At 59.5% G+C, this 23324-nt stretch carries 20 protein-coding genes; 9 read left to right on the top strand and 11 right to left on the bottom strand.

From position 1 onward, the window contains the following. Positions 1–40: 40 nt before the first annotated feature. From OHL19_RS02510 to OHL19_RS02500, 3 genes are all read left to right on the top strand, one after another. Entirely contained in the window at positions 41–2227 is a 2187-nt protein-coding gene (locus OHL19_RS02510) for a S9 family peptidase (protein WP_263356008.1), read from the top strand. A gap of 133 nt (positions 2228–2360) precedes the next feature. Continuing rightward, the gene (locus OHL19_RS02505; RefSeq protein ID WP_263356007.1) at positions 2361–3635 is read left to right on the top strand and encodes an ABC transporter permease; all 1275 of its coding nucleotides are present in this window, start codon (positions 2361–2363) and stop codon (positions 3633–3635) included. After that, positions 3628–3807 carry a hypothetical protein gene (locus OHL19_RS02500; RefSeq protein WP_263356006.1) on the top strand — a complete coding sequence of 60 codons (180 nt, stop codon included), beginning with the start codon at positions 3628–3630 and terminating at the stop codon, positions 3805–3807. Before OHL19_RS02505 ends, OHL19_RS02500 begins: the two co-directional genes overlap by 8 nt. A 60-nt stretch (positions 3808–3867) precedes the next feature. Here OHL19_RS02500 and OHL19_RS02495 read toward each other — a convergent pair whose 3' ends face one another. From OHL19_RS02495 to OHL19_RS02480, 4 genes are all read right to left on the bottom strand, one after another. After that, complete coding sequence (locus OHL19_RS02495; protein ID WP_263356005.1) at positions 3868–4050, bottom strand: Trm112 family protein; 183 nt, start codon at positions 4048–4050, stop codon at positions 3868–3870. An 18-nt stretch (positions 4051–4068) separates the two neighbouring features. Continuing rightward, positions 4069–5136 carry a phosphate acyltransferase PlsX gene (gene plsX, locus OHL19_RS02490; RefSeq protein WP_263356004.1) on the bottom strand — a complete coding sequence of 356 codons (1068 nt, stop codon included), beginning with the start codon at positions 5134–5136 and terminating at the stop codon, positions 4069–4071. 26 nt (positions 5137–5162) lie between these two features. Further along, the gene (rpmF, locus tag OHL19_RS02485) at positions 5163–5351 is read right to left on the bottom strand and encodes a 50S ribosomal protein L32 (RefSeq protein ID WP_263356003.1); all 189 of its coding nucleotides are present in this window, start codon (positions 5349–5351) and stop codon (positions 5163–5165) included. Positions 5352–5459: 108 nt separating this feature from the next. Continuing rightward, on the bottom strand, positions 5460–6011 hold the full coding sequence (locus OHL19_RS02480) for a YceD family protein (protein WP_263356002.1): 552 nt from the start codon (positions 6009–6011) through the stop codon (positions 5460–5462). Between the two features lie 251 nt (positions 6012–6262). Here OHL19_RS02480 and sthA point away from each other — a divergent pair, with 251 nt between their 5' ends. The 3 genes from sthA to OHL19_RS02465 all read left to right on the top strand — a co-directional run bounded on the left by sthA (position 6263) and on the right by OHL19_RS02465 (position 11287). Beyond that, positions 6263–7663, top strand: coding sequence for a Si-specific NAD(P)(+) transhydrogenase (sthA, locus tag OHL19_RS02475; RefSeq protein ID WP_263356001.1), 1401 nt, complete (start codon positions 6263–6265; stop codon positions 7661–7663). A gap of 91 nt (positions 7664–7754) precedes the next feature. After that, positions 7755–8666: an ROK family protein gene (locus OHL19_RS02470; RefSeq protein WP_263356000.1), complete on the top strand. Its 912-nt coding sequence runs from the start codon at positions 7755–7757 to the stop codon at positions 8664–8666. Positions 8667–8791: 125 nt separating this feature from the next. Further along, positions 8792–11287 carry a patatin-like phospholipase family protein gene (locus OHL19_RS02465; RefSeq protein WP_263355999.1) on the top strand — a complete coding sequence of 832 codons (2496 nt, stop codon included), beginning with the start codon at positions 8792–8794 and terminating at the stop codon, positions 11285–11287. A gap of 88 nt (positions 11288–11375) precedes the next feature. Here OHL19_RS02465 and OHL19_RS02460 read toward each other — a convergent pair whose 3' ends face one another. Further along, the gene (locus OHL19_RS02460) at positions 11376–13088 is read right to left on the bottom strand and encodes an RDD family protein (RefSeq protein WP_263355998.1); all 1713 of its coding nucleotides are present in this window, start codon (positions 13086–13088) and stop codon (positions 11376–11378) included. 343 nt (positions 13089–13431) lie between these two features. Between OHL19_RS02460 and OHL19_RS02455 the strand changes: the two genes are divergently transcribed. Continuing rightward, positions 13432–15831 (top strand): LPS-assembly protein LptD, encoded by a 2400-nt coding sequence (locus OHL19_RS02455; RefSeq protein ID WP_263355997.1) that lies wholly within the window; start codon positions 13432–13434, stop codon positions 15829–15831. 27 nt (positions 15832–15858) lie between these two features. Here the strand turns inward: OHL19_RS02455 and OHL19_RS02450 are convergent, their stop codons facing one another. From OHL19_RS02450 to OHL19_RS02435, 4 genes are all read right to left on the bottom strand, one after another. Next, positions 15859–16302 (bottom strand): hypothetical protein, encoded by a 444-nt coding sequence (locus OHL19_RS02450; protein WP_263355996.1) that lies wholly within the window; start codon positions 16300–16302, stop codon positions 15859–15861. Further along, positions 16299–16679: a c-type cytochrome gene (locus OHL19_RS02445; protein WP_263355995.1), complete on the bottom strand. Its 381-nt coding sequence runs from the start codon at positions 16677–16679 to the stop codon at positions 16299–16301. The genes OHL19_RS02450 and OHL19_RS02445 overlap by 4 nt, the downstream gene beginning before the upstream one ends. A gap of 82 nt (positions 16680–16761) precedes the next feature. Beyond that, entirely contained in the window at positions 16762–18495 is a 1734-nt protein-coding gene (gene dacB, locus OHL19_RS02440; protein ID WP_263355994.1) for a D-alanyl-D-alanine carboxypeptidase/D-alanyl-D-alanine endopeptidase, read from the bottom strand. Between the two features lie 38 nt (positions 18496–18533). After that, entirely contained in the window at positions 18534–18833 is a 300-nt protein-coding gene (locus tag OHL19_RS02435) for a hypothetical protein (RefSeq protein ID WP_263355993.1), read from the bottom strand. A 118-nt stretch (positions 18834–18951) separates the two neighbouring features. Between OHL19_RS02435 and OHL19_RS02430 the strand changes: the two genes are divergently transcribed. Together OHL19_RS02430 and OHL19_RS02425 are read left to right on the top strand one after the other, a co-directional pair. After that, a complete protein-coding gene (locus tag OHL19_RS02430; protein WP_263355992.1) occupies positions 18952–19803 on the top strand; it encodes a hypothetical protein in 852 nt (283 codons plus the stop codon). Between the two features lie 72 nt (positions 19804–19875). Then, complete coding sequence (locus tag OHL19_RS02425) at positions 19876–20943, top strand: SDR family oxidoreductase (protein WP_263355991.1); 1068 nt, start codon at positions 19876–19878, stop codon at positions 20941–20943. Positions 20944–20961: 18 nt separating this feature from the next. Here the strand turns inward: OHL19_RS02425 and OHL19_RS02420 are convergent, their stop codons facing one another. After that, positions 20962–22281 carry a dihydroorotase gene (locus OHL19_RS02420; RefSeq protein WP_263355990.1) on the bottom strand — a complete coding sequence of 440 codons (1320 nt, stop codon included), beginning with the start codon at positions 22279–22281 and terminating at the stop codon, positions 20962–20964. Beyond that, positions 22278–23264, bottom strand: coding sequence for an aspartate carbamoyltransferase catalytic subunit (locus tag OHL19_RS02415; protein ID WP_396126654.1), 987 nt, complete (start codon positions 23262–23264; stop codon positions 22278–22280). The genes OHL19_RS02420 and OHL19_RS02415 overlap by 4 nt, the downstream gene beginning before the upstream one ends. Positions 23265–23324: the final 60 nt, after the last annotated feature.

Raw genomic sequence — 23324 nt, 5'->3', positions numbered from 1 at the left:
AAGCCGATCTCAATTCTCATCAACAGGATGTACCGCCGACATGAAACACTCCGCAAGCAGAATTCTTGTATCACTGGCCGCTGCTCTCTCTACCAGTCTCACCTTTGCCCAGTCGGCCCCCAAAGCCGCCACGCTGCCGCCAATCACGCTCGACGAGTACCTCAACACCACTGATATTGCCGGCGCGCGCATCTCTCCCGACGGCACCTCGGCCATCATCGGCACGGAAAGTCCCGACTGGAAGGCCAACACCTTCCGCCATACCCTCTCGCTCTGGACGGCCAAAGAAGGCTTGCGCCCACTCACGCAATCCGGCACCGATGAAGATGCCCAGTGGAGCCCCGACGGCAAATGGGTTGCTTTTCTCTCGGACCGCCCAGTTTCAGACTCGGGCAGCAGCGACGCTAACACCAGGGACGGCGACAGCGGTGACGCCAAAGCTCGCTCGGCAAAAGCAGGCGACGCAGATGACCAGACCTCTCGCCTGTGGCTAATCTCCCTTTCCGGCGGCGAAGCCCGTCCTCTCTATCGCGAAAAGCTGGATGTTCATACCTTCGCCTGGTCCGCAGATGGCAAAAACATCTACTTCTCCGTGACCACACCGCTCACCCAAAAGCAGGAAGATGCAAAGAAAGTGGATTGGAAAGATGTCATCCGCTGGCGTGAGCAGGAGCGTGGCGATCTGTTGCTCTCCCTGCCCGTCGCGGAATCCCTGGCCAACACCGCCGCTTACCCTCCGGCACACCCCGCCAAATCCGACACGGCAGCGCTGCCTCTGACCACCGGCGCACTGACTCTGACCACCAGCACCCTCGATATCGATCAGATCGCACCATCGCCCGACGGAAAATCCATCGCCTTCCTGACCACATCCATCAGCCATCGCATGGAAAATCCCGCCGACACTGAAATCTTTCTCGTCCCCGCTGTCGCCAACAGCCAGGCCCGGCAGATCACTAAGAATCTAGGTTTGGAATCAGGCCTGCGCTGGTCGCACGATGGCCACTGGCTGCATTTCGCTGTCCACGCAGCCGCAGGCTCCGCCGAAGGCAAGTATCAGGATGTGCAGGGCCGCCTTTATCGCATGAACCTCACCGATGAAGCGGGCAAGATCGAGCGGCCTGGCATCGAGCGGCTGGGTACAGACTTCACCGGCTCACTTGAAGACTTCGATCTCCTCCCGAACGGCGACCTGATAGCCGTCGGTTTGAAGGGAATCGAGCAGCAGCTTTACCTCATCTCCGGCGAGAAAGCCACCAAGCTCCCGGGCAAGCCTGGCACCTACGCCGGTATCTCTGTACCCCAAACCGGCAACGCTCTGCTCGTGCGCTTTTCCACCTTCAACCACCCCGCCCAGGTCTACCTCGCGGAGGACGCCAGGCACCTCGATCAGCTAACTCCTCTGACCAATCTCAACCCCGTATTTGCCGAACGCGCCCAGCCCGAATGGCAGCCTTACACCTGGAAGTCCCCGGACGGCACCAGCGTCGAAGGCGTCCTGATCTTTCCCCCCGGCAAAAAAGGCGAGAAGCACCTGCGCATGCTCACCTTCATCCACGGCGGACCTGCGGACGCGGATGGAAACAAGTTCGAAGCGGACTGGTACGACTGGGCTGCTCTGGCCGCCGCACATGGCTGGCTGGTCTTCCGGCCCAATTATCGCGGCTCTTCCGGCTACGGCGACGATTTCATGCTCCAGATCGCTCCCCATCTCGTCTCAAAGCCCGGAGAAGACATCCTCGCTGGCGTAGACGCTCTCGTCAAAGACGGCTACGCCGATCCCGATAAACTGGCCATCGGCGGCTACAGCTACGGTGGCTATATGACCAACTGGCTCATCACGGAAACCACCCGCTTCAAAGTCGCCGTTACCGGAGCCGGAGCCGTTGAACACGCAGCCAACGGGGGCAACGACGATGTCACCTGGGATGACGCCTGGTATCTCAACGGTCGTCCCTGGGAGTCGCCGGAACTCTACCAGGGTGAAGCAGCGCTCTTCCGCATGAACCGCGTCAAAACGCCCACCCACATCGTCCAGGGCAACAGCGATGTTCGCGTCAGCTATCTGGAGGGCGTCACTCTCGAACGCGCCCTGCAACAACTCGGCATCCCGCACAGCTTTCTCGTTTTCCCCGGCGAAGGCCATTCTCTCGCCCGCAACCCCTGGCACGGCTACATCAAGGTCCGCGAAGAACTCAAATGGCTGGATAAATACGTCAGTAACTAGCTAAATCCGCATCCGGGGGCCCGGACAGGTAAGCTATTAGGCAGGGTAGTGGGAATCTCAAAGGCTCAGGCAGTATTGAGAAGCCCACACCCCGTCTCAGCATCTAACATCTGTAAAGCCAGTAAGTGACGCTATGAATCAGATCGAAGAAGCCCGTCAGGAATCCTTCCGCCGCACAATTTTGAATGCGCATCGCACCATCGCGTTCAGTGAAACCATCCGGCTGGCCATCGATAGCTTCCGGTCAAGCAAAGCCCGCTTCGCGCTCACCGCGCTGGGCATGGTCATTGGATCGGCCTCTGTCATCCTTGTCGTCACCATCGGCCTCACTGGCCGTAGCTACGCCCTGGGCCTGCTCGAAAAAATCGGCACCAACTTCGTCGAACTGGAATATTCCGGAGGCGGCTCGACCGGTACGGCCAACTCCACCTATAACGACTACCTGACCCGCGAAGACGAGCGTGCCGTACTGGCCCAGTTACCCTCCGTTCAGTACTCATCGCCGGTGCTTGAAATGCACGATCGCATCAGCTTCGGCGGCGGCGTGGTCAAAGACACCCTGGTCCTCGGCGTCGTTCCCGAATACCAACAGGTGCGCAACCTGATCGTCACCGACGGCCGCTTTATGGACGACCAGGACGAGAGCGCCCACATCAAATGCGCCGTCGTAAGTATCCCCTTCGCAACACAGATGTTCGGCAGCGCCGATCGCGCAGTTGGTCAGAACTTTAGCATCAGCGGAATCCCTTTCACCATCATCGGCACCTTCAAAGAAACCGTGGATGACATGGGATTTTCGGAGATCACCGATAACACCATCCTCATTCCATACTCCGTCGGCCGCTATTTCACCGGCACCGATAACGTGAAACAGATTTACTTCTCGTTGCGCAGCATGGACGATGTCCCGGACGCCACAGCCGCGATCCTGCGCATAGTGAAGGCGCGGCATAAGGCCAACTCCGTATACAAAACAACGGACATGCAAGCAGTACTGACCACGGCCGGTCTTATCGCCAGCGGTCTCACCGCCGTTCTGATCGCAGTTGCGATGGTCACACTCGCCGTCGGCGGCATCGGCATCATGAACATCATGCTGGCCAACGTCCGCGCCCGCATCCGCGAAATCGGCATCCGAAAAGCCCTCGGCGCCACTTCTCGGGAGATTCGACTGCAGTTCCTCACCGAAGCAGTTATGATCTCGCTGGCTGGCGGCCTTGCAGGCACACTGCTCGGCCTTTCGTTGCCGCTTTCTGTGCGGCTCTTCACCAGCTACTCTATCCCCATTTCGCCGTGGTCAATCGTTGCGGCGCTGGGAGTATCCCTGGTCGTAGGAGTCATCTTCGGCACGGTTCCCGCCACCCGGGCCGCCCAGATGGACCCCGTGGAGTCCCTGAAGTATGAGTAGCAGGATCCCGAACAAGAGGGAACTCAACGACCTGGAGTCTCAGGCCAAAATCGATTCCGAAGAAGACTCCGGACCGAACCTGATCATCCTGTACAGCTTGCTGGCTCTGGCATTATTGGCGGCAATTGCGTTCGCTGCGATGATCGTCTGGCCGTTCTACGTGCGCCGATAATTGCGCCGACAATCTCGGTAGTCTTTTCAAATAGAGCTGCCCGGTAGAGCTCAGATTGAGCTACCGGCCAAGCACCGCGCGGTTCGGAATCAACACCGGGATGCCGTCCATGAGCGGATACACACGGCCGCAACCAGTGCACTGAACTCCACTCGCCGCATCCAGCCGCAGCACTCCAAAGCAGACCGGGCAAGCCAATTGCTCCAGAATATGTGCGTCGAATTGTGGGAAATTGGCAGACATAAAACAGCGTAGCCGCAGCTACTGGACAGCCGTGTCCGATGCGTTGGGTGGATTCGCAGCCTTAGGACTGGCATCTGTCCGCGTCGGACGATTCGCCAGCTCCTGCTCAATGCTGGTATTGATCCCGGCATTGGCAAACTCCATCGCCACGCGAATACCGTTGAAAATAGCCACTTCGTTCGACGAACCGTGGCCGATAATGCAGACTCCGCGCACACCCAGCAGCGGCGCGCCACCGTATTCGTTGTAATCCAACCGGCGGCGAAAGTCATTGAACGCCTTGCGTGAAAGCATCGCTCCCACCTGCGCCGTAACCGTGCGGGTCAACGACTCACGCAGCAGATCGCGAAACAACCGGCCAATGCCCTCGCCGGTCTTGAGCGCAACATTGCCCACAAATCCATCGCAGACAATCACGTCCGCGCTGCCGTTGAAAATATCGCGGCCTTCTACATTGCCGATGAAGTTAATCGGCAGCGCCTTCAGCAGCGGAAATGCCTCGCGCGTCAGGTCATTGCCCTTGGTCTCTTCTTCGCCAATCGAAAGCAGCCCAACCCGAGGGCGGGAAATCTTGAGCACGGAACGGGCAAACATCTCACCCATCACCGCAAACTGCTCCAGGTTGTAAGGCTTGCAATCCACATTGGCACCCACATCCAGCAGCACACACGGAGAACCGGTAGCCGTAGGCATCCGCGCGGTCAGCGCAGGCCGATCAACGCCAGGCAGAGCACCCAGCACCATCTTGGCCGTGGCCATTGCCGCGCCGGTGTTGCCGGCAGTAACAAATCCGGCCACCTTTTTTTCGCGAACCAGCTTCAGACCAACCCGCATCGAGCTGTCTTTTTTCGTTCGGACAGCGTGCGCAGCTTTCTCATCCATGCCGATCCTCTCGGAGGCATGGTGGATCACTATGGGTAAATCTTCGTCTTCGAGATGCTCATCGAGCAGGTCACGCAACTCCGGCTCGGGTCCAATGAGATGCACCCGTACCGGAAGAGCCCTGCACGCCTCAATAGCCCCTCGGATCTCCGGCTCAGGAGCTTTGTCCGAGCCAACAGCGTCCAGCGCGATATCTATCAACATCGAAGGGGCCATGGGAGTGTAGAAGATTAGCTGACAGCTTCCTTGGTTTCAAGAACCGCACGGCCCTTGTACTCACCGCACTTGGCGCAAGCCCGGTGGGGAAGCTTCTTTTCCTGGCAGTTCGGGCAGATCGACAACGAGCCTGCGGTCAGAAAGTCGTGAGAGCGACGAAGTGCAGTGCGGCGCTTGGAATGACGCCGTTTCGGATTAGGCATGGTACTGATCCTTTCAAATCTCTGCCTCAGACTGACATTGGCCGCAGAGATTTCCCGCGCGGCTACCCGCCTGAAACAGTTGGGCTTATCGTAAAGCCCAGCAATAAATTAGGGTTTGATCCGGCTGCTCAAGCCAGCCAACGCTTCCCAACGCGGGTCACTTGGACCCTGTTCACAGGAGCAGGCTGTCTCATTGCGGTTCAGGCCGCAGCGCGGGCAAAGTCCTTTACAATCTGGCTTGCAAAGAGTTCGTGCGGGCAGGGACAATAAAACCTGTTCCCGAAGCACGTCTTCAAGCGCAATGCCACCGTTCTCATAATACCCGATTTCCGTCTCCGGTGTGGAAATAGCATGCTCCGCACCATTTGCGTCCACCTCGGCAGGCCGAAACAGCAGGTCGAAGTCCTCCGCAAGTATCTGCTCCACCGGGTCCACGCAACGGGCGCACGGCACCTGGAACATCCCCTTGAAGCTGCCCTTCAGCCGGATATCGGCCACAATTTCCTTTGGTCCGCGATGCTCATGCAGCACTTCAGCGCGGCCTTCACTGGCCAAATTGCCCAACTGCTCAGCCTCGACGCCAAAGTCAATGGCCGCAGGCGGCAGCGCCACGGAAAAATTAATCGGATCGCGTTCCAGATCAACGACGGTGAACAACATGTGATCTTCCCTCCGATGACCGGCCTATCCTACGGCCAAGCCTCTGAATATGAGCCTAGGGCTCCCGACTCGCTGCGTCAATTCCACAAGCCTTCCCGGCCCTCCCAGATAACGAAACATCCTGTCCCACTTCGCGAATCCTGTTGAAATCCTTACACTCCTTACGTCATCCCAGCCTGCCCATTGTGTTAGCCTCCGATTTAGGAGGTTGACCTTGAATACCAGCTCTTCCTCCACTGGGGGACCAGCGCATGAGCGCCGCCAAGTATGACCTGATTATTATCGGCTCCGGGCCTTCCGGGCAGCGTGCAGCAGTCGCCGCCTCGAAGCTCAAGAAGCGCGTAGCCATCATTGAATCCCGCTCCGTTGTCGGGGGAGTCTGCATTAACACCGGCACCATTCCTTCCAAAACAATGCGTGAGGCCGTGCTCCACCTATCTGGCTATAACTACCGCACTGTCTATGGGATGAACTACCGCGTCAAAGAAAAAATCACCATGGCCGACCTGGCTTTCCGTGTCCAGGGCGTCATTAAAACCGAGATCGATGTCACCGAAGCCCAGCTCTCACGCAACGGCATCGATGTCATCCACGGTGTTGCACATTTCGTAAACCCCAACACCCTCAAAATCGAGGGTCCGGAGATGAATGCAACGCTCGAAGCCGAGCGAATCATCATCGCCGTAGGCACGAAACCGGCAACCTCGGACCGCGTGCCGATCAACGGTCGCACCATCATCAACAGCGACCAGATCATGGATCTGCCCAAGCTCCCGCGAACACTGATCGTGGTCGGCGGCGGCGTCATCGGCGTCGAATATGCCTGCATGTTCGCCATCCTCGGTGTACGCGTTACGCTGATCGAAAAACGCAACCGCCTGCTTGAATTCGCAGACCAGGAGATTGTCGAAGCCCTCAGCTATCACCTCCGTGACAGCCGCGTCACCATGCGCCTTGGAGAAGAGCTGGACAACGTGGAAGAGCTGCAGGATGGCACCGTTATCGCCAATCTTCAGAGCCACAAAAAAGTCTCCGGCGATGCGCTTCTCTACGCCGTTGGCCGCCAGGGCAGCGTAGACGAACTGCAACTCGAGAATGCCGGCCTCAAAGCCGACTCTCGCGGTCGCATCCCCGTCGATGAGAACTTCCAGACCGCCGCACCCACGGTTTACGCCGTTGGCGACGTCATTGGATTCCCATCCCTGGCATCCGTCTCCATGGAACAGGGCCGCATCGCTGTCGCCCGCGCCTTCAACGATATGAGCACCATTTCCAACCCCAGCTTCTACCCCTACGGCATCTACACCATCCCCGAGATCAGCTTTATCGGCAAAACCGAAGAGCAGCTCACCGAGGAAGATGTGCCGTACGAAGTGGGCATGGCGTACTACCGCGAGGTTGCCCGCGGACAGATTCGCGGCGATACCACCGGGCGTCTCAAGCTCATCTTCCATCGCGAAACACGCAAAGTGCTGGGCGTTCACATCATCGGCGAAAGCGCCAGTGAACTGGTCCATATCGGTCAGGCAGTAATGACCTTTGGTGGCTCCGTCGACTACTTCATCGAGACCGTATTCAACTATCCCACCCTTGCAGAGTGTTACAAGATCGCTGCATTTAACGGCGTAGGACGCATGCACAGATACCAGTAAAGCCGTACGGAACAAGGGCATCAGATCAGGGTGATTTGCCGATTGCACCGGCAAAAGCGTTACTATCGTCAGCACTGTACTGGAGACCTCGATGACGACCTCAATTGGCGTAGTGATGACAGAGCACATTGTGGCTGGACGCATGACCGGCCCGCTGGGTCAGCAGAAGCTGGAGGGCGAGCGTCTTCGCTATCCCGTTGACGCTGACGAAACCGAAGCCCTCATCGGTGTACCGTCCAGCGAACTCTACGAAATTCTCGCCAGCCAGATCACCCCGCTGATAGATTCCAGCGAGGGCCCGGTGGCCGCCATCGGGGTCGCTGTTCCAGGCATCGTCCGCAATGGCGTCGTCGAGGACTCGCCCAACCTCGCCCAGATCAAAGGCATTCGCCTGGCCGAAAAACTCGGCGAAGTACTCGAAAGCAAGGGAATCAACACCCCTGTCCATGTTCTGAACGATGCCGACGCAGTAGCCGCCGGCATCGCAGCCACGGGAGGCCACCTCGATCGCCTCATCCGCGTATGGACTCTCGGCAATGGCATCGGCTACGGTCGCTGGCCACAATCGGACGGCGTCTGGGAAGGTGGCCATACCGTCGTCACGCTCGACCCCAAAGAACGCTATTGCGGCTGCGGTGGCGTTGGCCACATCGAAGGCATCATGGGCCATCGGGCAATGCGCCTTCGCTTCCTCGATCTCGAACCCGATGAAATCTTTGCCAACGCCAAAAAGGGCGACCAGCGCTGCCGTGACTTTGTCGATTTGTGGCACCGCGCCCTTGCTGCTGGAACCGCATCGATGATTCACCTCGGCGGACCCGGACGCTTCTACTTTACCGGCCACAACACCAGCTTTCTCGAACTGCCGGTTCTCCGCGGCTACCTGGACGTAATGGTCAAAATGAGTCCGCTGCAAAGCTACTCACTCGAATTGCTTCCCGCAGATGACGGCATCAGCATTCTGGGAGCTGGCGTCTCCGCCATGCGCGCCCAGAGCTGGTAACGGAGCATCTCCCCAGCATCTGGAAACCTGCGTCACTGCAATATTTGAAAACGAGCGGAGTTCTATTTCCTCTGCCTCGTATTGACAATAAAAATGTGCTGAAAAGCGACGTGCTGAAAAACTATATGAGGCGACTTCAAAAGACCGCCGCCGTGGCGATGTCCTTCGCTTTGAGCATGTCGGCACTGCACGCTCAGCAGTCCTCCTCACCCGAGGCAGCGCAGTCGATCACCTCCACGCCGATTCTGCCCCAACTGCCCGTACCGTTGCCCGACCCCGAAGCAAAACCGAAAACGCCATCTCAGAATCACCCACACCCCAGCACTGGACACGCCAGTAGCAGCGTCGATGCCGCGCGCTCCGAAACCGATCAGAATTCGCCCGCAAGTTCAATCTTTCCGCCCACCGTTCCCGCTGGCCGCCCCGTCATCGGCCTGGCACTCGAAGGTGGCGGAGCCCTGGGCATCGCCCATATCGGCGTGATCCGCTGGTTTGAAGAACATCACATCCCCGTAGATCGCCTCGCGGGCACCAGCATGGGCTCCCTGGTTGGCGGCCTTTACGCCTCCGGCATCTCGCCCGAAGCCATGCTCAAGACCGCCTCCGGTACAAAGTTTGAAGATGTATTCCAGCTTGAGGCTCCCTACTCCAAACTGGATTATCGAAGCCGCGAAAACCGGCGCGAGTTGCCCCAGGGAGTCAAATTTGGTCTGGAAGGTGGCCTCAACCTTCGCAACGCCCTGCTCACCGACAACGGGCTCAACAACTTCCTGACCGCGACCTTCATCGCCTATGAAGACAACGATCAGGACTACAACCAGATGGCCATCCCCTTCCGTTGCGTCGCCACCGATCTCAATGAGCAACGGCCGGTCGTCTTTCGCGGCGGCCCGCTGAACCAATCCATTCGCGCCTCCATCTCCATCCCCGCAATCTTTTCCCCCGTGCAGTATCACGGCCACTACCTGATCGACGGAGCCATCGTCGACAACCTGCCTACGGATGTCGCGCGCAATGATCTGCACTCCGACGTGGTCATCGCCATCCATCTGCTGGACACGCCCTTCACCGAAGGCGACGTCAACTCCATCATCGGCGTCATGAGCAGCGCCTTCTCCGCAGGAACAGCCCGCAACGTACGGCTAAGCCTGGAGCAAGCCGACATCGTCGTCGTTGCCGATACCGGCAAGTTCACCGTCACCGACTACACCAAGGGAGCACAGCTCGAACAAGTCGGCTACGCCGCCGCCGAAAAGCAGAAAGCAAGTCTGCTGAAATATGCGCTGAACGACCACGACTGGGCCGCCTATCTCGCCGCACGCCAGGCCCGGATTCGACCCGCACCCGGCCTGCTCCAGGCCGTCAAAATCGAAGGCGGACTACCCGAAGCACGCGCGGAATTACAGCAGGACATTGCCCCACTCAAGAACAAGCCCATCGACGCCCAGAAAATCGTAACCGCACTCGGCAATGTGCAGGGAAGCGGCCTCTACACGACAGGAATTCAGACCTTCAATCCCGCGCAGCCAGCGAAGCCAACCTCCCAGGGCCCCAGCATCGACAAAGGCCCCAGCACAGACCAGGTTTCCAATCAGGTTCCCAGCGGAGTGCAAGCCGCAGCGCCCGACACCGGAGTTCTGATCCGTCTCAACAAAGTGCGAGGCGGCCCACCCTTCCTCATCCTCGGTGCAGAAGTCACAGCGCAAACCTCCAACGTAACCCGTACCACCTTCGACGTGCGCCTGCTGAACGATAACCTCGGCGGCTACGGCTCCGAACTGCGCACCGACCTGCGTCTCGGCTACTTCACGCAGATCTCCAGCGAGTACTATCGGCTGCTCTCGCCCAGGGGATATTTCTTTCAGCCCAACCTCGGCCTGATTCGCAAACCCGTCTACCTATGGAACAACCAGAGACGCATCTCCGAGCGCCTGGAGCAACAGTTCGGAGGCGGCCTTGAGATTGGCCGTACCTTCGACCGGTACATGCAACTCGCAGCCGAATGGCGAGCCCAGGACGTTCGCTGGACATTGCGGGAAGGCCTCGACGCCGACACCAATCTCTCGGGAACCTCCCAGACCGCCGATGTTCGCTTCACCTACGACTCCACCGACTCGGAAACCCTCTCTCCCAGCGGATTCCGAGTCAATCTCACCGCCGGCGCGCTCTTCCAGACCTTCGCCAGCCAGAATGCGCCGCTCCTGCAACTGCACGCCAACCGGAGTTTCGCTCTCTCAGATAAAAACATTCTCGGCGTACTCGTAGAAGGCAACAGCTATTTTCGGCGCAACGTAGCCGATCCGCTTCGCTTCACGCTCGGCGGCCCATTGCATCTCTCCGCCTCATCGATGGACGAATATCGCGGAACCGATGACTATCTCGTGCGGGCAGCTTACCTCCGCCGCCTCGCAGCCCTGCCCTCAGGCCTGGGACAGGGACTCTACATCGCCACCGGATACGAAGGCGGCGAAATCTGGAGTCCCGAACGCAGCGCTATCCTTCGTCAGGATGGCTTCCTCAGCCTTGGCGCAGCCACTCCACTGGGGATGCTCACCTTCGGCACTTCCATCGGCGACGCAGGCCGCCGCAAAATCTTCTTCAGCCTCGGCCGCCTGTTCTAACCTCTGAATTCGCCAAAAAATAAAAGGGGCACGGCCTTGGCCGCACCCCAATCAATTTTATTTCTGAATTTCTACCGTTCCAGAGACTCTAGTACTTCCGCTGATAAGTCTTCGTCAGCCGGTCATGCCAGCACAGGTGATCTTTATCGATCAGCGCCCACAGCAGGCCGATGCCCAGCGGCAAGCCCGACAACAACATCGCCGGAATCCGCGTCCGCATCTGCTCACGCGATGGATTGTCATCGTTAAAGCTGCACAGCGCAATCCGCGCATAACGCATCCCCGGAGTACCCTCCTCCGCGTAGCTCAGAAAGAGAAACTGGTACAGCAGCCCAAAGAGCGCCAGTCCGCAGCCTGTAGCAATCAGCGCAATCCGTCCCGCCGGTGGATGATCCGTAGACGCCACCACCACCACCGCCGCCGCCAGGAACGCCAGCGTCACCAGAGCAGCATCCACCACCCCAGCCAGCAGCCGGTCGCCCATGGGAGCTACCTGCAACTCGACTGGAGTGAGAGCCGCCGCCGCGACAGGTCTCACCCGAGCCGCTGAAGCTGCCTGTGCCGAACGAGCCTCAGCCACCGCCGCCTCGGCATACGCCGTTTCGGGATAGCTCTCGACTACGCCAGCCTCGGAATATGCATCTGCATACCCACGATTCGTCTCGTGAGCCGTATACCGCTCCCCGCCATAGTACGGATCAACAGGATAGTGCTCAGCAGTGTGGTACTCAGCAGGGTACTGCTCAGTAGAGTACTGCTCAGCATGTTCATGCTCGCCGTAACCCACATGCGGAGCACGATCAAGCTCAATGCTCGCCCACTCCGGCGGAGCGACAGCCCCAGCCGGAGAATCGCTGATCGCAACCGGCGGAGCCAGCAACTCAGGATCCACTTCAAAAATACTTAACTGCGAGTTCTCGTGCGAAGCATCGTAAAACGGTCCCTCGGCCAGCCGTGGACGCGCCTTGCGTGTAGCCACCAGCTCCCGCGGAAACTCAATCAGGTTCGCCGGAATATGCTGCACCGGTTCCACCATGGCGCTGGCCATCAGATCGTGCGGATACGGATCGGCTTCGTCCATCTCCTGCGCCTGCACATGTCCGGAAACGTGCCCTCCATACCGTGGATGAGACTCCGCCGTCGGATGCACACGCATCTCCGACCACGCATCGCGGCCTGCCCCTGGGGCAGGCAACGCCTCTTCCCAGCGCGGCTGCGCACCAGCCCAGGCATTCTGCTGCACCTTTTTGGGCGCTTCGGCAACTTGCTGCGCCTGGGCAACGTACACCGGCTCAGGAACAGTATCTTCCCAGCGCACCGGCGGAACGTGCTCGTTTTGCACGATATTGCTTTCAGAAATCTGCGGCGTCGGCTCCCAGACTCCTGCATTCAGATGTTCGGACTCCAAACCCGCTTCAAGTCCAAAAAGCACGGCCTGGGCCGCAGCCTGCGCATTCCGCGCCGCTTCGGCCGCCGCACCGGCCGCACGGACAACCGCCCGCGCCTCTCCGGCAAGCAACTGGCTGTAGCTGGGCGCCTTGGCGTAGCGTTCCGCAACTCGAGCCGCCGCCTGCGCTGCCCGGGAACTGGCCGCGCGCGGGCTCTCCGCCGCATCATTGCTGGCCGCATTCTGCGCCCCGCCGCGACGCGTGCGATGCGCCGCCAGTCGCTGATTTACCTCCTGCTTCCACGCAGGGGTACCCGCAGCATGCGGATGAGAATCCGTGCGCGCCTGTGGGTCGTAGGATCGTAATTCAAATGGTTCAAAGTTTTCTGCGGGGAGACTCGCCGAATTGCTCAAAATCTGATTCCCTTCTGGCGCACCGTAGTGGCTGCGGTTGCGGGCCGGAGGCCTCTGTATTCAATAGCGTCCGGACATCCCTGGCATTCGAAGAGAAGAGTTCGCAGAGCGCGTGATTGCATTGAAAAGTCCGTGCGCATCGACGACGGCCGATGTGCCAGGTGCGAGATCGACTTTTCTTTGCAGCCAGAGCAGCGGTTTCCACGTCTCACTCATTACATGTGACAGCTTTGTTATGCTGGCAAAGACTTAAGTGATTCGTTCCCGCTATATTTTGTGTATCACGCTGCTTCTGCTGTGTCATGTGCAGATGCGGGCACAGCTGTTGACTAATGCGTTACCTGTGGCTGATACCCCCAGGCCAGCCTCGTCCGCAACAGCTCAGCCCGAAGTTCCCGATGATCCCAGCCAGCAGATTCTGCCCCAGGCTACCCTTGAACCGGTGCCGGTAACCGGCGTCCCCATGCATTGGGAAGCCCTGCGTCAGGAACGCATCGGTGACGACTGGACCCTCAGCGGCGAGGTCGTCCTCTACTACAGGAACTACATCCTGCACGCCGATAAGATCGTCTACCACCAGCCCACTTCGGCAGTCGAAGCGACCGGCCATCTCCAGCTAGAAGGCGGCCCCAACGACACCATCCTCACCGCCTCGCACGGCGAGATGAATCTCGACCAGCACACCGCCCGCTTCTACGACGTAGCCGGATCCTTCGGCGTGCGCCGCGTCGGCCACTCCCAGATCTACAGCACACCTGACCCCTTCATCTTCACCGGGCGCGTGCTCATCCAGACCGGCGAAAACAACTACCACATCGTCGACGGCTCCATGACCTCCTGCCGTCTGCCAAAGCCCGACTGGGAGTTGATCTCCCGCTCTATCGACGTCGCCAACGGCAAAGCCACCACCCGCAACAGCATCTTCGAGTTTCTCCGCGTCCCGCTCTTCTACCTGCCGTTCATCCAACACAATCTTGATGAAAACGGCAGAGAATCGGGCATCCTGCTCGACGGCTTTGAAAACTCCGGAGTCAAAGGCTTCGTCATCGGCGAGCAGGTTTACTGGGTAATCAACCGCAGCATGGACATCACCGTCGGCGCGCAATACTGGAGCAAACGCGGCTTTGCTCCGAACGGTGACTTTCGCTATCGCGGCCCTGGCATCGATGCCCTGACCGTTCGCTGGAGCGCCCTGTTGGATCGCGGCATCGAAGAAACTCTCGCTGGGGCCAAAACGCCAACTCTGCAAAATCAAGGCGGAGCCGACATACTCGCTTTTGGGCGCAAGGACCTGACTCCCCATACCCGCGTTGCAGGCAGCATCGAATACCTCTCCAGCTACATTTACCGCCTGGCCTTCGATGAAAATCTGGCACAAGCCACCAGTTCGGAAGTACAGAGCGACCTGGCCCTGACCCACGCCCATCGCGGCTTCATTCCATCCATCTCATTCGACCGCTTCCAGAGCTTCGCAGGCACCAATGCCAATGGCGAACCAGTCACCAGCGTTCCCGAAGCGCGAATTCTGCATCTCCCCAACGTCCGTTTCGACGCCATCGATCGCCCCTTTGCCAATACCCCGGTTCTCTGGGGCGTCGGATCCTCCATCGGCGACCTGGAACGCGCCGAACCGACCTTCCATGCCAGAAATGTTGGCAGGCTCGATCTCTATCCGCATATCGAGTGGCCCATTCACGTCGGCGATTGGAACATCCTGCCCCAACTCGGCCTGCGCACTACGCAATACTCCGGCAGTCAGATTCCCGACCTCACTGGCGCCAACAATGGAGTACCACTCGTACAGCACAATCCCCTCAACCGCTCTGACCTTGAGGTCTCTCTCGACATCCGTCCGCCTGCCGTCGAACGAGACTTCACCCTGAGCCATCTGAACCGGCAGCTACGTCACGTCATTGAACCCGAAGTCTTCTATCGCTACGTCACCGGCATCAACAACGCGCGCGATATTCTGCACTTCGACACCACCGACATCGCCACCAACACCAACGAGGCCGGCTTCTCCCTCACCCAGCGCTTTTATGTGAAGCCGCTCAACCCCAGGCCCTGCGAGACCGAAGCGCCCTGCGAACCACCCGCGCGCGAATGGGCCAGTTGGCAGATCTCCCAGAAATACTTCATCGATTCAGACTTCGGCGGAGCCCTCATTCCCAACCGCCGCAACGTCTTCGACACCACGCTCGACATGACCGGCGTTGCCTATCTGACCTCGTCACGCAACATCGCGCCCATCGTCTCGCGCATGCGTTTTGAAGCCATCGATAACCTGCGCATCGAGTGGGATCTGGATTACGACACCAAGGCTGGCCGCCTCGGCGCCAACAATCTCTTCGCCGGTTACAGCTTCGGCCGCACCACCATCGGCCTTGGGCACGCCCTGTTAAACGCTGCAGATGAAACCGGGAGCCAGGCGTCGCTCATCCAGAGCCACGAGATTTCACCGTTTCTCTACTTCGGCAAGCCATCGGACGTAGGCCTGAGCGTCGCCCTCAACTCCAGCTACGACTTCACCCACGGCGCTCTCCAGTACGGCGGCATCGAGACCATCTACAACTGGAACTGCTGCGGCCTGATTCTTGGCTATCGTCGTTTCGCCCTGGGCTCGCTGCGCGATGAAACAGAATGGCTCTACGGATTCACTCTCTCCGGCATCGGCACCGCGGGTAACGTTCACCGCTCCACGTCAGTCTTCCCCGCGCCCGAAGTTCTGAAGTATCAGTACTAAAAGCATCCTTCGCTCTAAAATCAGGCCCTACCTCAACCGCGAGCGAACATCCACGCGAATCAGGTAAAGAAAGAACACAAGATTCAACAACCCCTGCACCGCGCCCGGTGCCTGCTTCTCTGAAGCAAACAACCACAGGTTGTAGCTCATCAGCAAAAACACTGCCGATAGCGTCAGCGCCCACGCCCAGCGAAACAACCGCAGCAGCCCAAAGCTGGCCGCCACAAACAGCGCCGCGACAATCAGAAACAGTGGCGAAAACGTCCCTCCCACCACCCGGAAAGCCACCACCGTCGCCAGCACCAGCATGTAGAGGCCAATCGCCACCAGCCCCGGTAGCAACACAAACTTTCCCTTACCGGCAACCGGGTCCGCGGCAGGATCGAGACTGACCTTCGCCGTCAACTCATCCGGCCCCGTATTATTCAGCTCGCTGTCATCCAGATTTGTATTCTTGATTTCGTCGCTCATAGCGTATGCAGGTATGCCAGCAGATATTGCATATCCTCATCCTCCACTGGAACAGGTTGCATCATCCCATGCCCATGCCGAATCGTCTGCATGATCCGCTCATCCGTCGGCGGAGTACCCGAAGGCATCTCCTTCAGCTTGGTCAGCGCCTGCAAACCCGGGCCTTTCAGCCCCCTGGTCGTCGTCGGATAATGGCACCGCGCGCAATACGCGTGAAATACCTGCGCCCCCCGCGCCTCATCCGGCGTAAACTCCGCGGCAGGCTTCGATGGAGGCAGCGGTTTGCACCCGGTAAGCGCCAGCCCCGAGACCAGCACGAGAGCCAGCACAATCAGGCACGGAGAAGAGGCATAAGCAATTCGAGAACGAAAGAACATCTAGCGCAATGATACTTTGGCAGTTTGATATTTTGACACTTTGAGAATTTGACACCACGCCCCACAACCCATCACACCGCCGCTACTCCACCGCCGCAATCGCCGCGCAGACCTTATCCATCGCGTGAGTTTCAACATTGCTCCCCGGCAGATGCCCATTCACCAGGATCGAAAAAACAATCGTCCTTCCGCTCTTGGCCGTCAGATATCCCGAAAGCGCATTCACCTCGTTCAGCGTGCCCGTCTTGGCGAACAATTTTCCCTGCAGCGGAGTCCCTGTAAATCGCCGCGCCAGCGTCCCGTCCACACCCGCAATCGGGAACGTCGATTTCCATGCCTCACCCCACGGCTGCCCGGCCGCATAGGCAAGCAGCGTCGTATAGGCTCGCGGAGCGATCAGGTCATTCGCGCTCATGCCCGACCCGTCATAGAAGAAAAAATCCTCCGGCGTCACGCCCGCTCCACGTAAAAACTGCCGCACCACGCGAGCCCCCTGCGCAATGCTGCCATCCGTTCCAACTTCGCGCCCCAGCAGCCGCAACATCAACTCGGCATGCAGATTCTGACTCACCTTGTTGGTCAGCAACAGGTCCTCCGCCATCGGCACAGAAACATGCGAAGCCAGCACCCTCCGCCCCATCAAAGGCGCAGCCACAGTCCCGGATGTGATCGGATTCAGCGACATAGCCTCATCCTGCTGATCGCCGTAATCCTCCGTAACCGTCGATAGCCGATGTTGTGCACGAGCATGCCCCGTCACCGAAACACCCCTCGCCGCCAGCATCGCCTGCAACGACCGCGCAGCATACTCTGCCGGATCCTCAATGGCCAGCGACGCATGAAAACCCGTCGCCGGACCAGTGCCCCATACCCGCACAGCGAGCGACCCCGGACGCCGGTCCAATCCCGGTTCGTCCCTGATCCCCGCAGCTACCGTCATCGCTCCATCCACCGTGTAGTAAGCCGTATCCGGAACCCACGATGCCACCAGCTTTCCCGTCTTCGAAGCCGTTGCCAGACCCGTCGGCGGCGAAGGCGCCGCATCTCCCGCTGAAGGCGCAGCCGCGCCAGTACTCTCCGGCAACAAATGCAACGTGACGGTATTGTCATTTACCGTAAGCGCCGACGCCGGAGCACCGTAGCTCCAGTCCAGATCATCCCAACTCCATCCCGATCCATACGGCTCACTCACAAAAAAACTGTCATCGCCCACCACATCGCCCTGCACACTGCGAACACCAGACTTAACCACCTGGTCGGCCATCGCCTCCAATGCCTTCAGCGGATCGGGTGGAGTAGAAGTCCCCGCCTCCTCAGCCTCAGCCTTGGCCTGTTCCGCCCTGCTTCTGTACGGATAGGCCTGCCCGCTCATCGTCGGATCGCCCGTCCCCAGCAGCACCAGGTTGCCATGCAATTCGCCATTCGCATCCACTGCCCCATCACTCACCACGTTGGTAGTCCAGGTCATCGTATCCACCGGCAACAGCGCAAACGCCGCCGCCGTCGTCAACAATTTGGCATTCGAAGCAGGCACAAACAACTGTCCATCATCCAGGCCAAACAGCCGCTCCCCGGCCAGCGTCGTCACACTGATTCCAAAATGCGCATGGCCCAGCGCCGGATCGGCAAGCAACGCATGAATGCGCGCCGCCAGCCGTGCATCCTGTTGCCGTCCAGCCTGTTTAGGCGCAGCCTTGGCAGCAGCAGAAACCTGCCTGTGCGGCGTAACAGCCCCAAATGCCGGACCGGCCATCGGCAGGCAGAAGAGGAAAAGGGAAGTAGCAGAAAGGGCAAAGCGCCCCGATCTTCGAAGCATGTCCCGGAGTGTAGCAGCAGACACTCGACAGGACGGGATTACTTCGCGGTGATCTTCGCCCGGATCCACAACGATCCAAACACCAGCAGCGCCACCGTCCACACCGCCACCGCCGTCGGAAAACCGAAAAATAAATAGCTATTGGCGTAATTGACCGAATGGTGCCCGATCAAATTCCATCCCAGCAGACCGAAGATCGAAAGCGCCGTCACCAGGAAGAACGCCAGAAACCCCGAAGCCACCGTCAGCAACAGGCTCGTAAACAGCCCAAACCCCTCCAGCGGAAAGCCCAGAAACGACCCACCAACGCGCTGCGAACCACTCGTGTAGTTGCTCATTTTCTCCGCCTCCAGTGAATCCGGCCAGCTCTCGCCTGCCTCTAAAACCCAGTGTCTCGGAACCAATCCGTGCAGGAACCGCCCGCACGTTTTAGTATAAGGAGTCGTGTCCATACCCGTGCAAACAGAAGAAAACCAGCCCGAAGAAATGCAGCCTGCGGTCCCCGCGTCCGCTACCTCTGCCCCGACCGAGTCCCGGCCAACCGGACCTCAGTCCGCCGAACTCGTCGCCAGCCAGGCCCCCATCGCCACCGCCGTCAACGGCCTTCGCTATGCTGCCTGGGGTGAGACTCGCATCGCCCAGCCGGAACTGGAGCGCCTCGTAGCCGCGGTTCCACGTGGCCTCGTCCCGGCCCTGGAAAAGCGCTGCTACTACTTCGTCCCGCTGGTCATTCATGAAGGAAATGGCGACGCCGAACAAACCGTCGTAGCCCCCTCCTACACCATTGACCTGGGCGACCGCGCCATCTGCCATCGCAACGTGACTCTCCCGCTGACAACCGGCCCCCTCGAAGGCGTTTTCCTCTCCACCCGCCTGGTAGACGACCGTTTCGGCCTCTCCTTTGAGTTCTTCATCAACGTCGCCCACAACTTCGTCGATGCCGTCGGAGTTCCCGAAAGTTTTGCCTCACTCGCATGGTCACAGGCCCAGGCCGCTGTCCGTGGAGAAACCAGCCAGGACGCATGGGAAACCCGCCGCCGCGCTCTCGACCCCATCACCAATGCTGAGGGCGTCGCCATGCCTACCGACGAGCGAGCCCGCAAGAACTTCGAAGAATCCGCCTTCTCCGACGCGCTGGCCATCTACATGCTCTCCCTGTCGCTCGACTTCGACTACCACGACCTCCGCGAACGCGAGTACCCACTCCTGGCCGCACCAGCTCTGGCCGAACGCCTGCGCCACGTAGCCTCGCTCTTCCCAGCCAACGAAACTTACGAATTTCAAATCCTCTACCGCCGCAAGGGCTGAATCCTCGGGTACTGAAAAGCATCTGAGAAGTGCGCACAGTCGCGTCCGGCATCGCGTGTATCAGGAGTTCTTGTGGCAAAAAAGACAGCTCTCGTCGTTGGCTCCACTGGCATCGTCGGCCTCACCCTCGCCAACCGGCTCATCAGTCAGGAGGATTGGAATGTTTTCGGCCTCGCCCGCAACCCATCTGCGTCAACTGATATCCAGCCCATCGCCGCAGATCTGCTGAACACCGGCCAGCTTCAGTCAGCACTGAATGGCATCAAGCCAACCCATATTTTCCTGACCTCCTGGCTGCGCAATTCCACCGAAGCCGAAAATATCCGTGTCAACAGCGCCATGGTCCGCAATCTGCTCAATGCCGTTTCTGCCTCCGGTTCGGTTGAGCATGTAGCACTCGTGACCGGCCTCAAACACTACCTCGGCCCCTTCGAAAACTACGGTAAAGGCACGCTGCCCGCTACGCCCTTCCGCGAAAAGCAAGGCCGACTCGACGTGGAAAACTTCTACTACGCGCAAGAGGATGAGGTGTACGCCGCCGCGGCGCGTGACGGCTTCAGTTGGAGCATTCATCGTCCGCACACCGTCATAGGTTTCGCCGTCGGCAATGCCATGAACATGGGCGTAACCCTCGCCGTCTACGCCTCCATCTGCCGCGAGACCGGGCGCCCATTCGTATTTCCCGGTTCCTCCGCGCAGTGGAACGGACTCACCGACATGACCGACGCTCGCCAGCTTGCCAGCCATTTGCAATGGGCAGCCACCACCCACGCCGCGCGCAACCAGGCATTCAATGTAGTCAACGGCGACGTTTTCCGCTGGAGCTGGATGTGGAGCGAGCTGGCCGAGTGGTTTGGACTACGCGCTGAGCCCTATCCCGACCACCCAACGCCACTCGAACTGCAACTGGCAGATGCCGCCCCCATCTGGACCAATATCGCCGACAAATACGAGCTGGTCGAACCAGACCTGCGGCGTCTCGTCTCGCCCTGGCACACCGACGCCGACCTCGGACGCCCCATCGAAGTAGTCACCGACATGAGCAAGAGCCGCAAACTCGGCTTCCTCGATTACCAGGCTACAGACGAGAGCTTCTTCGACCTCTTCACCCGCCTGCGCAAAGAGGGCCTGATCCCATAATCCCCATGTATCAGGGAATCAGACCCCAGCCTTATAAACAACCCGTCCCTCGCTGATCGTCCAGTGAACCTTGCCCTGCATCGTCCAGCCGTCAAACGGAGTGTTCTTCGACTTCGACTTTGAATCCCTGGCTCGGAAAACCCACTCCTGCTTCGGGTCGAAGATCATCACATCGGCATAGCTTCCGACCGTCAGCGTCCCGCGACCCTTCAGCCCCAGCAGAGCTGCAGGCTGCGCGCTCAACAGGCTCAGCACGCGGCCCAATGGCATCTTCCACTCGTGGTGCAGCCAGCGCAGGCTCAGTCCCAGCGCGGACTCCAGCCCGGTAATACCATTCGGCGCGCGCTCAAACTCCACTTCCTTTTCATGCGCCGCATGAGGAGCATGGTCCGTGGCAATCGCATCCACCACCCCATCCAAAAGCCCCTCAATCATCGCGTCCCGATCCGCCGCCGAACGCAGTGGCGGATTCATCTTGGCATGCGTGTCATAGTCGCCCACATGCTCCTCGGTCATCAAAAAGTGATGCGGAGCAACCTCGCACGTCACCCGCAGCCCGTTGCGGCGAGCCTGACGCACCGCCGCTACCGCCTGCGCCGTCGAAGTATGCGCCACATGCAAGTGCGCATGGGCCAGCTTCGCGTCCTTCGCCAACTCACTCACCAGCCGGATATCCCGCTCAACCAGCCCATACTCCGCCTCGGGAGGCATCCCGCGCAGCCCAAGCCGAAAAGCCATCGCCCCGGCATTCATGCTGCATCCGCCCGTCAACCGCGTGTCTTCCGCATGTTGAATGACCGACAATCCATTGCGCGTTGCATTGATCAGCACCTCGCGCATGATGTTGTCCTTCAAAATCGGATGACCATCATCCGTCACCGCAACCACCCCGGCAGCCTTCAGCGCGGCATAGTCGTTCAGCACCTCGCCCTTCAGCGCCCGCGTCGCAGCCCCAATCGGAAACACCCGCACCGAAGCCCCGCGCTCAGGAGCCTGCATCCACCGCGTAATCTCCGGCGAATCGTTCGTCGGCACCGTATTCGGCATCGCCGCTACCGAGGTAAATCCACCCGCAGCCGCAGCCGCCGTTCCCGTCGCGATCGTCTCCTTGTACCCCTGTCCCGGCTCACGCAGATGCACATGAATATCCACCAGCCCCGGCGCAACCGTCAGCCCCTTCGCGTCGATAATCTGCGCGTCCTTCGCCGCTTTAGCCTTACCCGAAGCAGCAATCTCCGCCACGCGCCCATCGCGTAAAACCACATCCTTCAGCCCGTCGATACCAGCCGCCGGATCGATCAGATGTCCACCACGAATCACAATCTCGCTAACACTCATGCGCCCACCTTATTCCCGGCAAGCGCTCGCGCCACCAACGCCATGCGAATCGCCACACCATGCCGCACCTGCTCCAAAATCAGCGACTGCGGCCCATCCGCTACCTCGCTCGTCAACTCCAGCCCCCGAATAATCGGCCCCGGATGCATCACCAGCGCCTTCGGAGCATGAGCCGCCAACCGCTCCGCAGTCAGTTGATATTTGGCCTTGTACTCTTCCAGATCAAGCTGCACACCCGCCAGCCGCTCCGCCTGGATACGCAGCATCATCACCACCTGCGACTGCGCCAGCGCCTTCTCAAAATCGCGCTCAATCGTCACACCCGGCCCAGCCTGCGCCGCCATATCCGGCAACAACTGCGAAGGCCCGCACAAAATCACTCGCGCACCCAGCTTCGGCAGCAGCAGCATATTGCTTCGCGCCACCCGGCTATGCAAAATGTCTCCAACAATCGTCACCGTAACGCCAGCCAGAGTCTCCGCCGTAATCGCCTCCACACCCGGCCGCAAATGCGCCAGCATCGTCCGCAAATCCAGCAATGCCTGCGAAGGATGCTCATGCATTCCATCGCCCGCATTCAGGATTGGCAACTGCGTCTCGCGCTCCAGCAGCCACGGCGCGCCCGAGTTAGGATGCCGCAGAATAATCGCCTCCGCACCCAATGCCCGCAGCGTCAAACCCGTATCCTTCAGCGTCTCGCCTTTTTCAATGCTCGACGACAAACTCGAAACCAGCGTCGTATCCGCGCCTAACCCCTTCGCCGCCAGCTCAAAGCTGGTGCGTGTCCGCGTCGAGGACTCATAGAAGAGCAGCGCAATCCGCCGCTTCGCCAAGCGCTCCGCCCGCTTCAACGGATCTTCTTCCTCAAGCACGGTAGCCAGCGCAAGAATCTCATGGATCGTCTCCAGGCTCAGCAAAGTCACCGAAGTGACCGAGCGGTCCAGAGAAGATCCAACAGGAAAGGGAAGTCGCGAAACCGGCATCGCAGGAAGCGTATGCACGCGAGGGATGGAAGTAACTTTTTCAGTCATAAGAGACACACA

The organism is Acidicapsa ligni, assembly GCF_025685655.1.
GTDB classification, from domain to species: domain Bacteria; phylum Acidobacteriota; class Terriglobia; order Terriglobales; family Acidobacteriaceae; genus Acidicapsa; species Acidicapsa ligni.
This window is presented reverse-complemented; position numbering and strand designations above follow the sequence as displayed.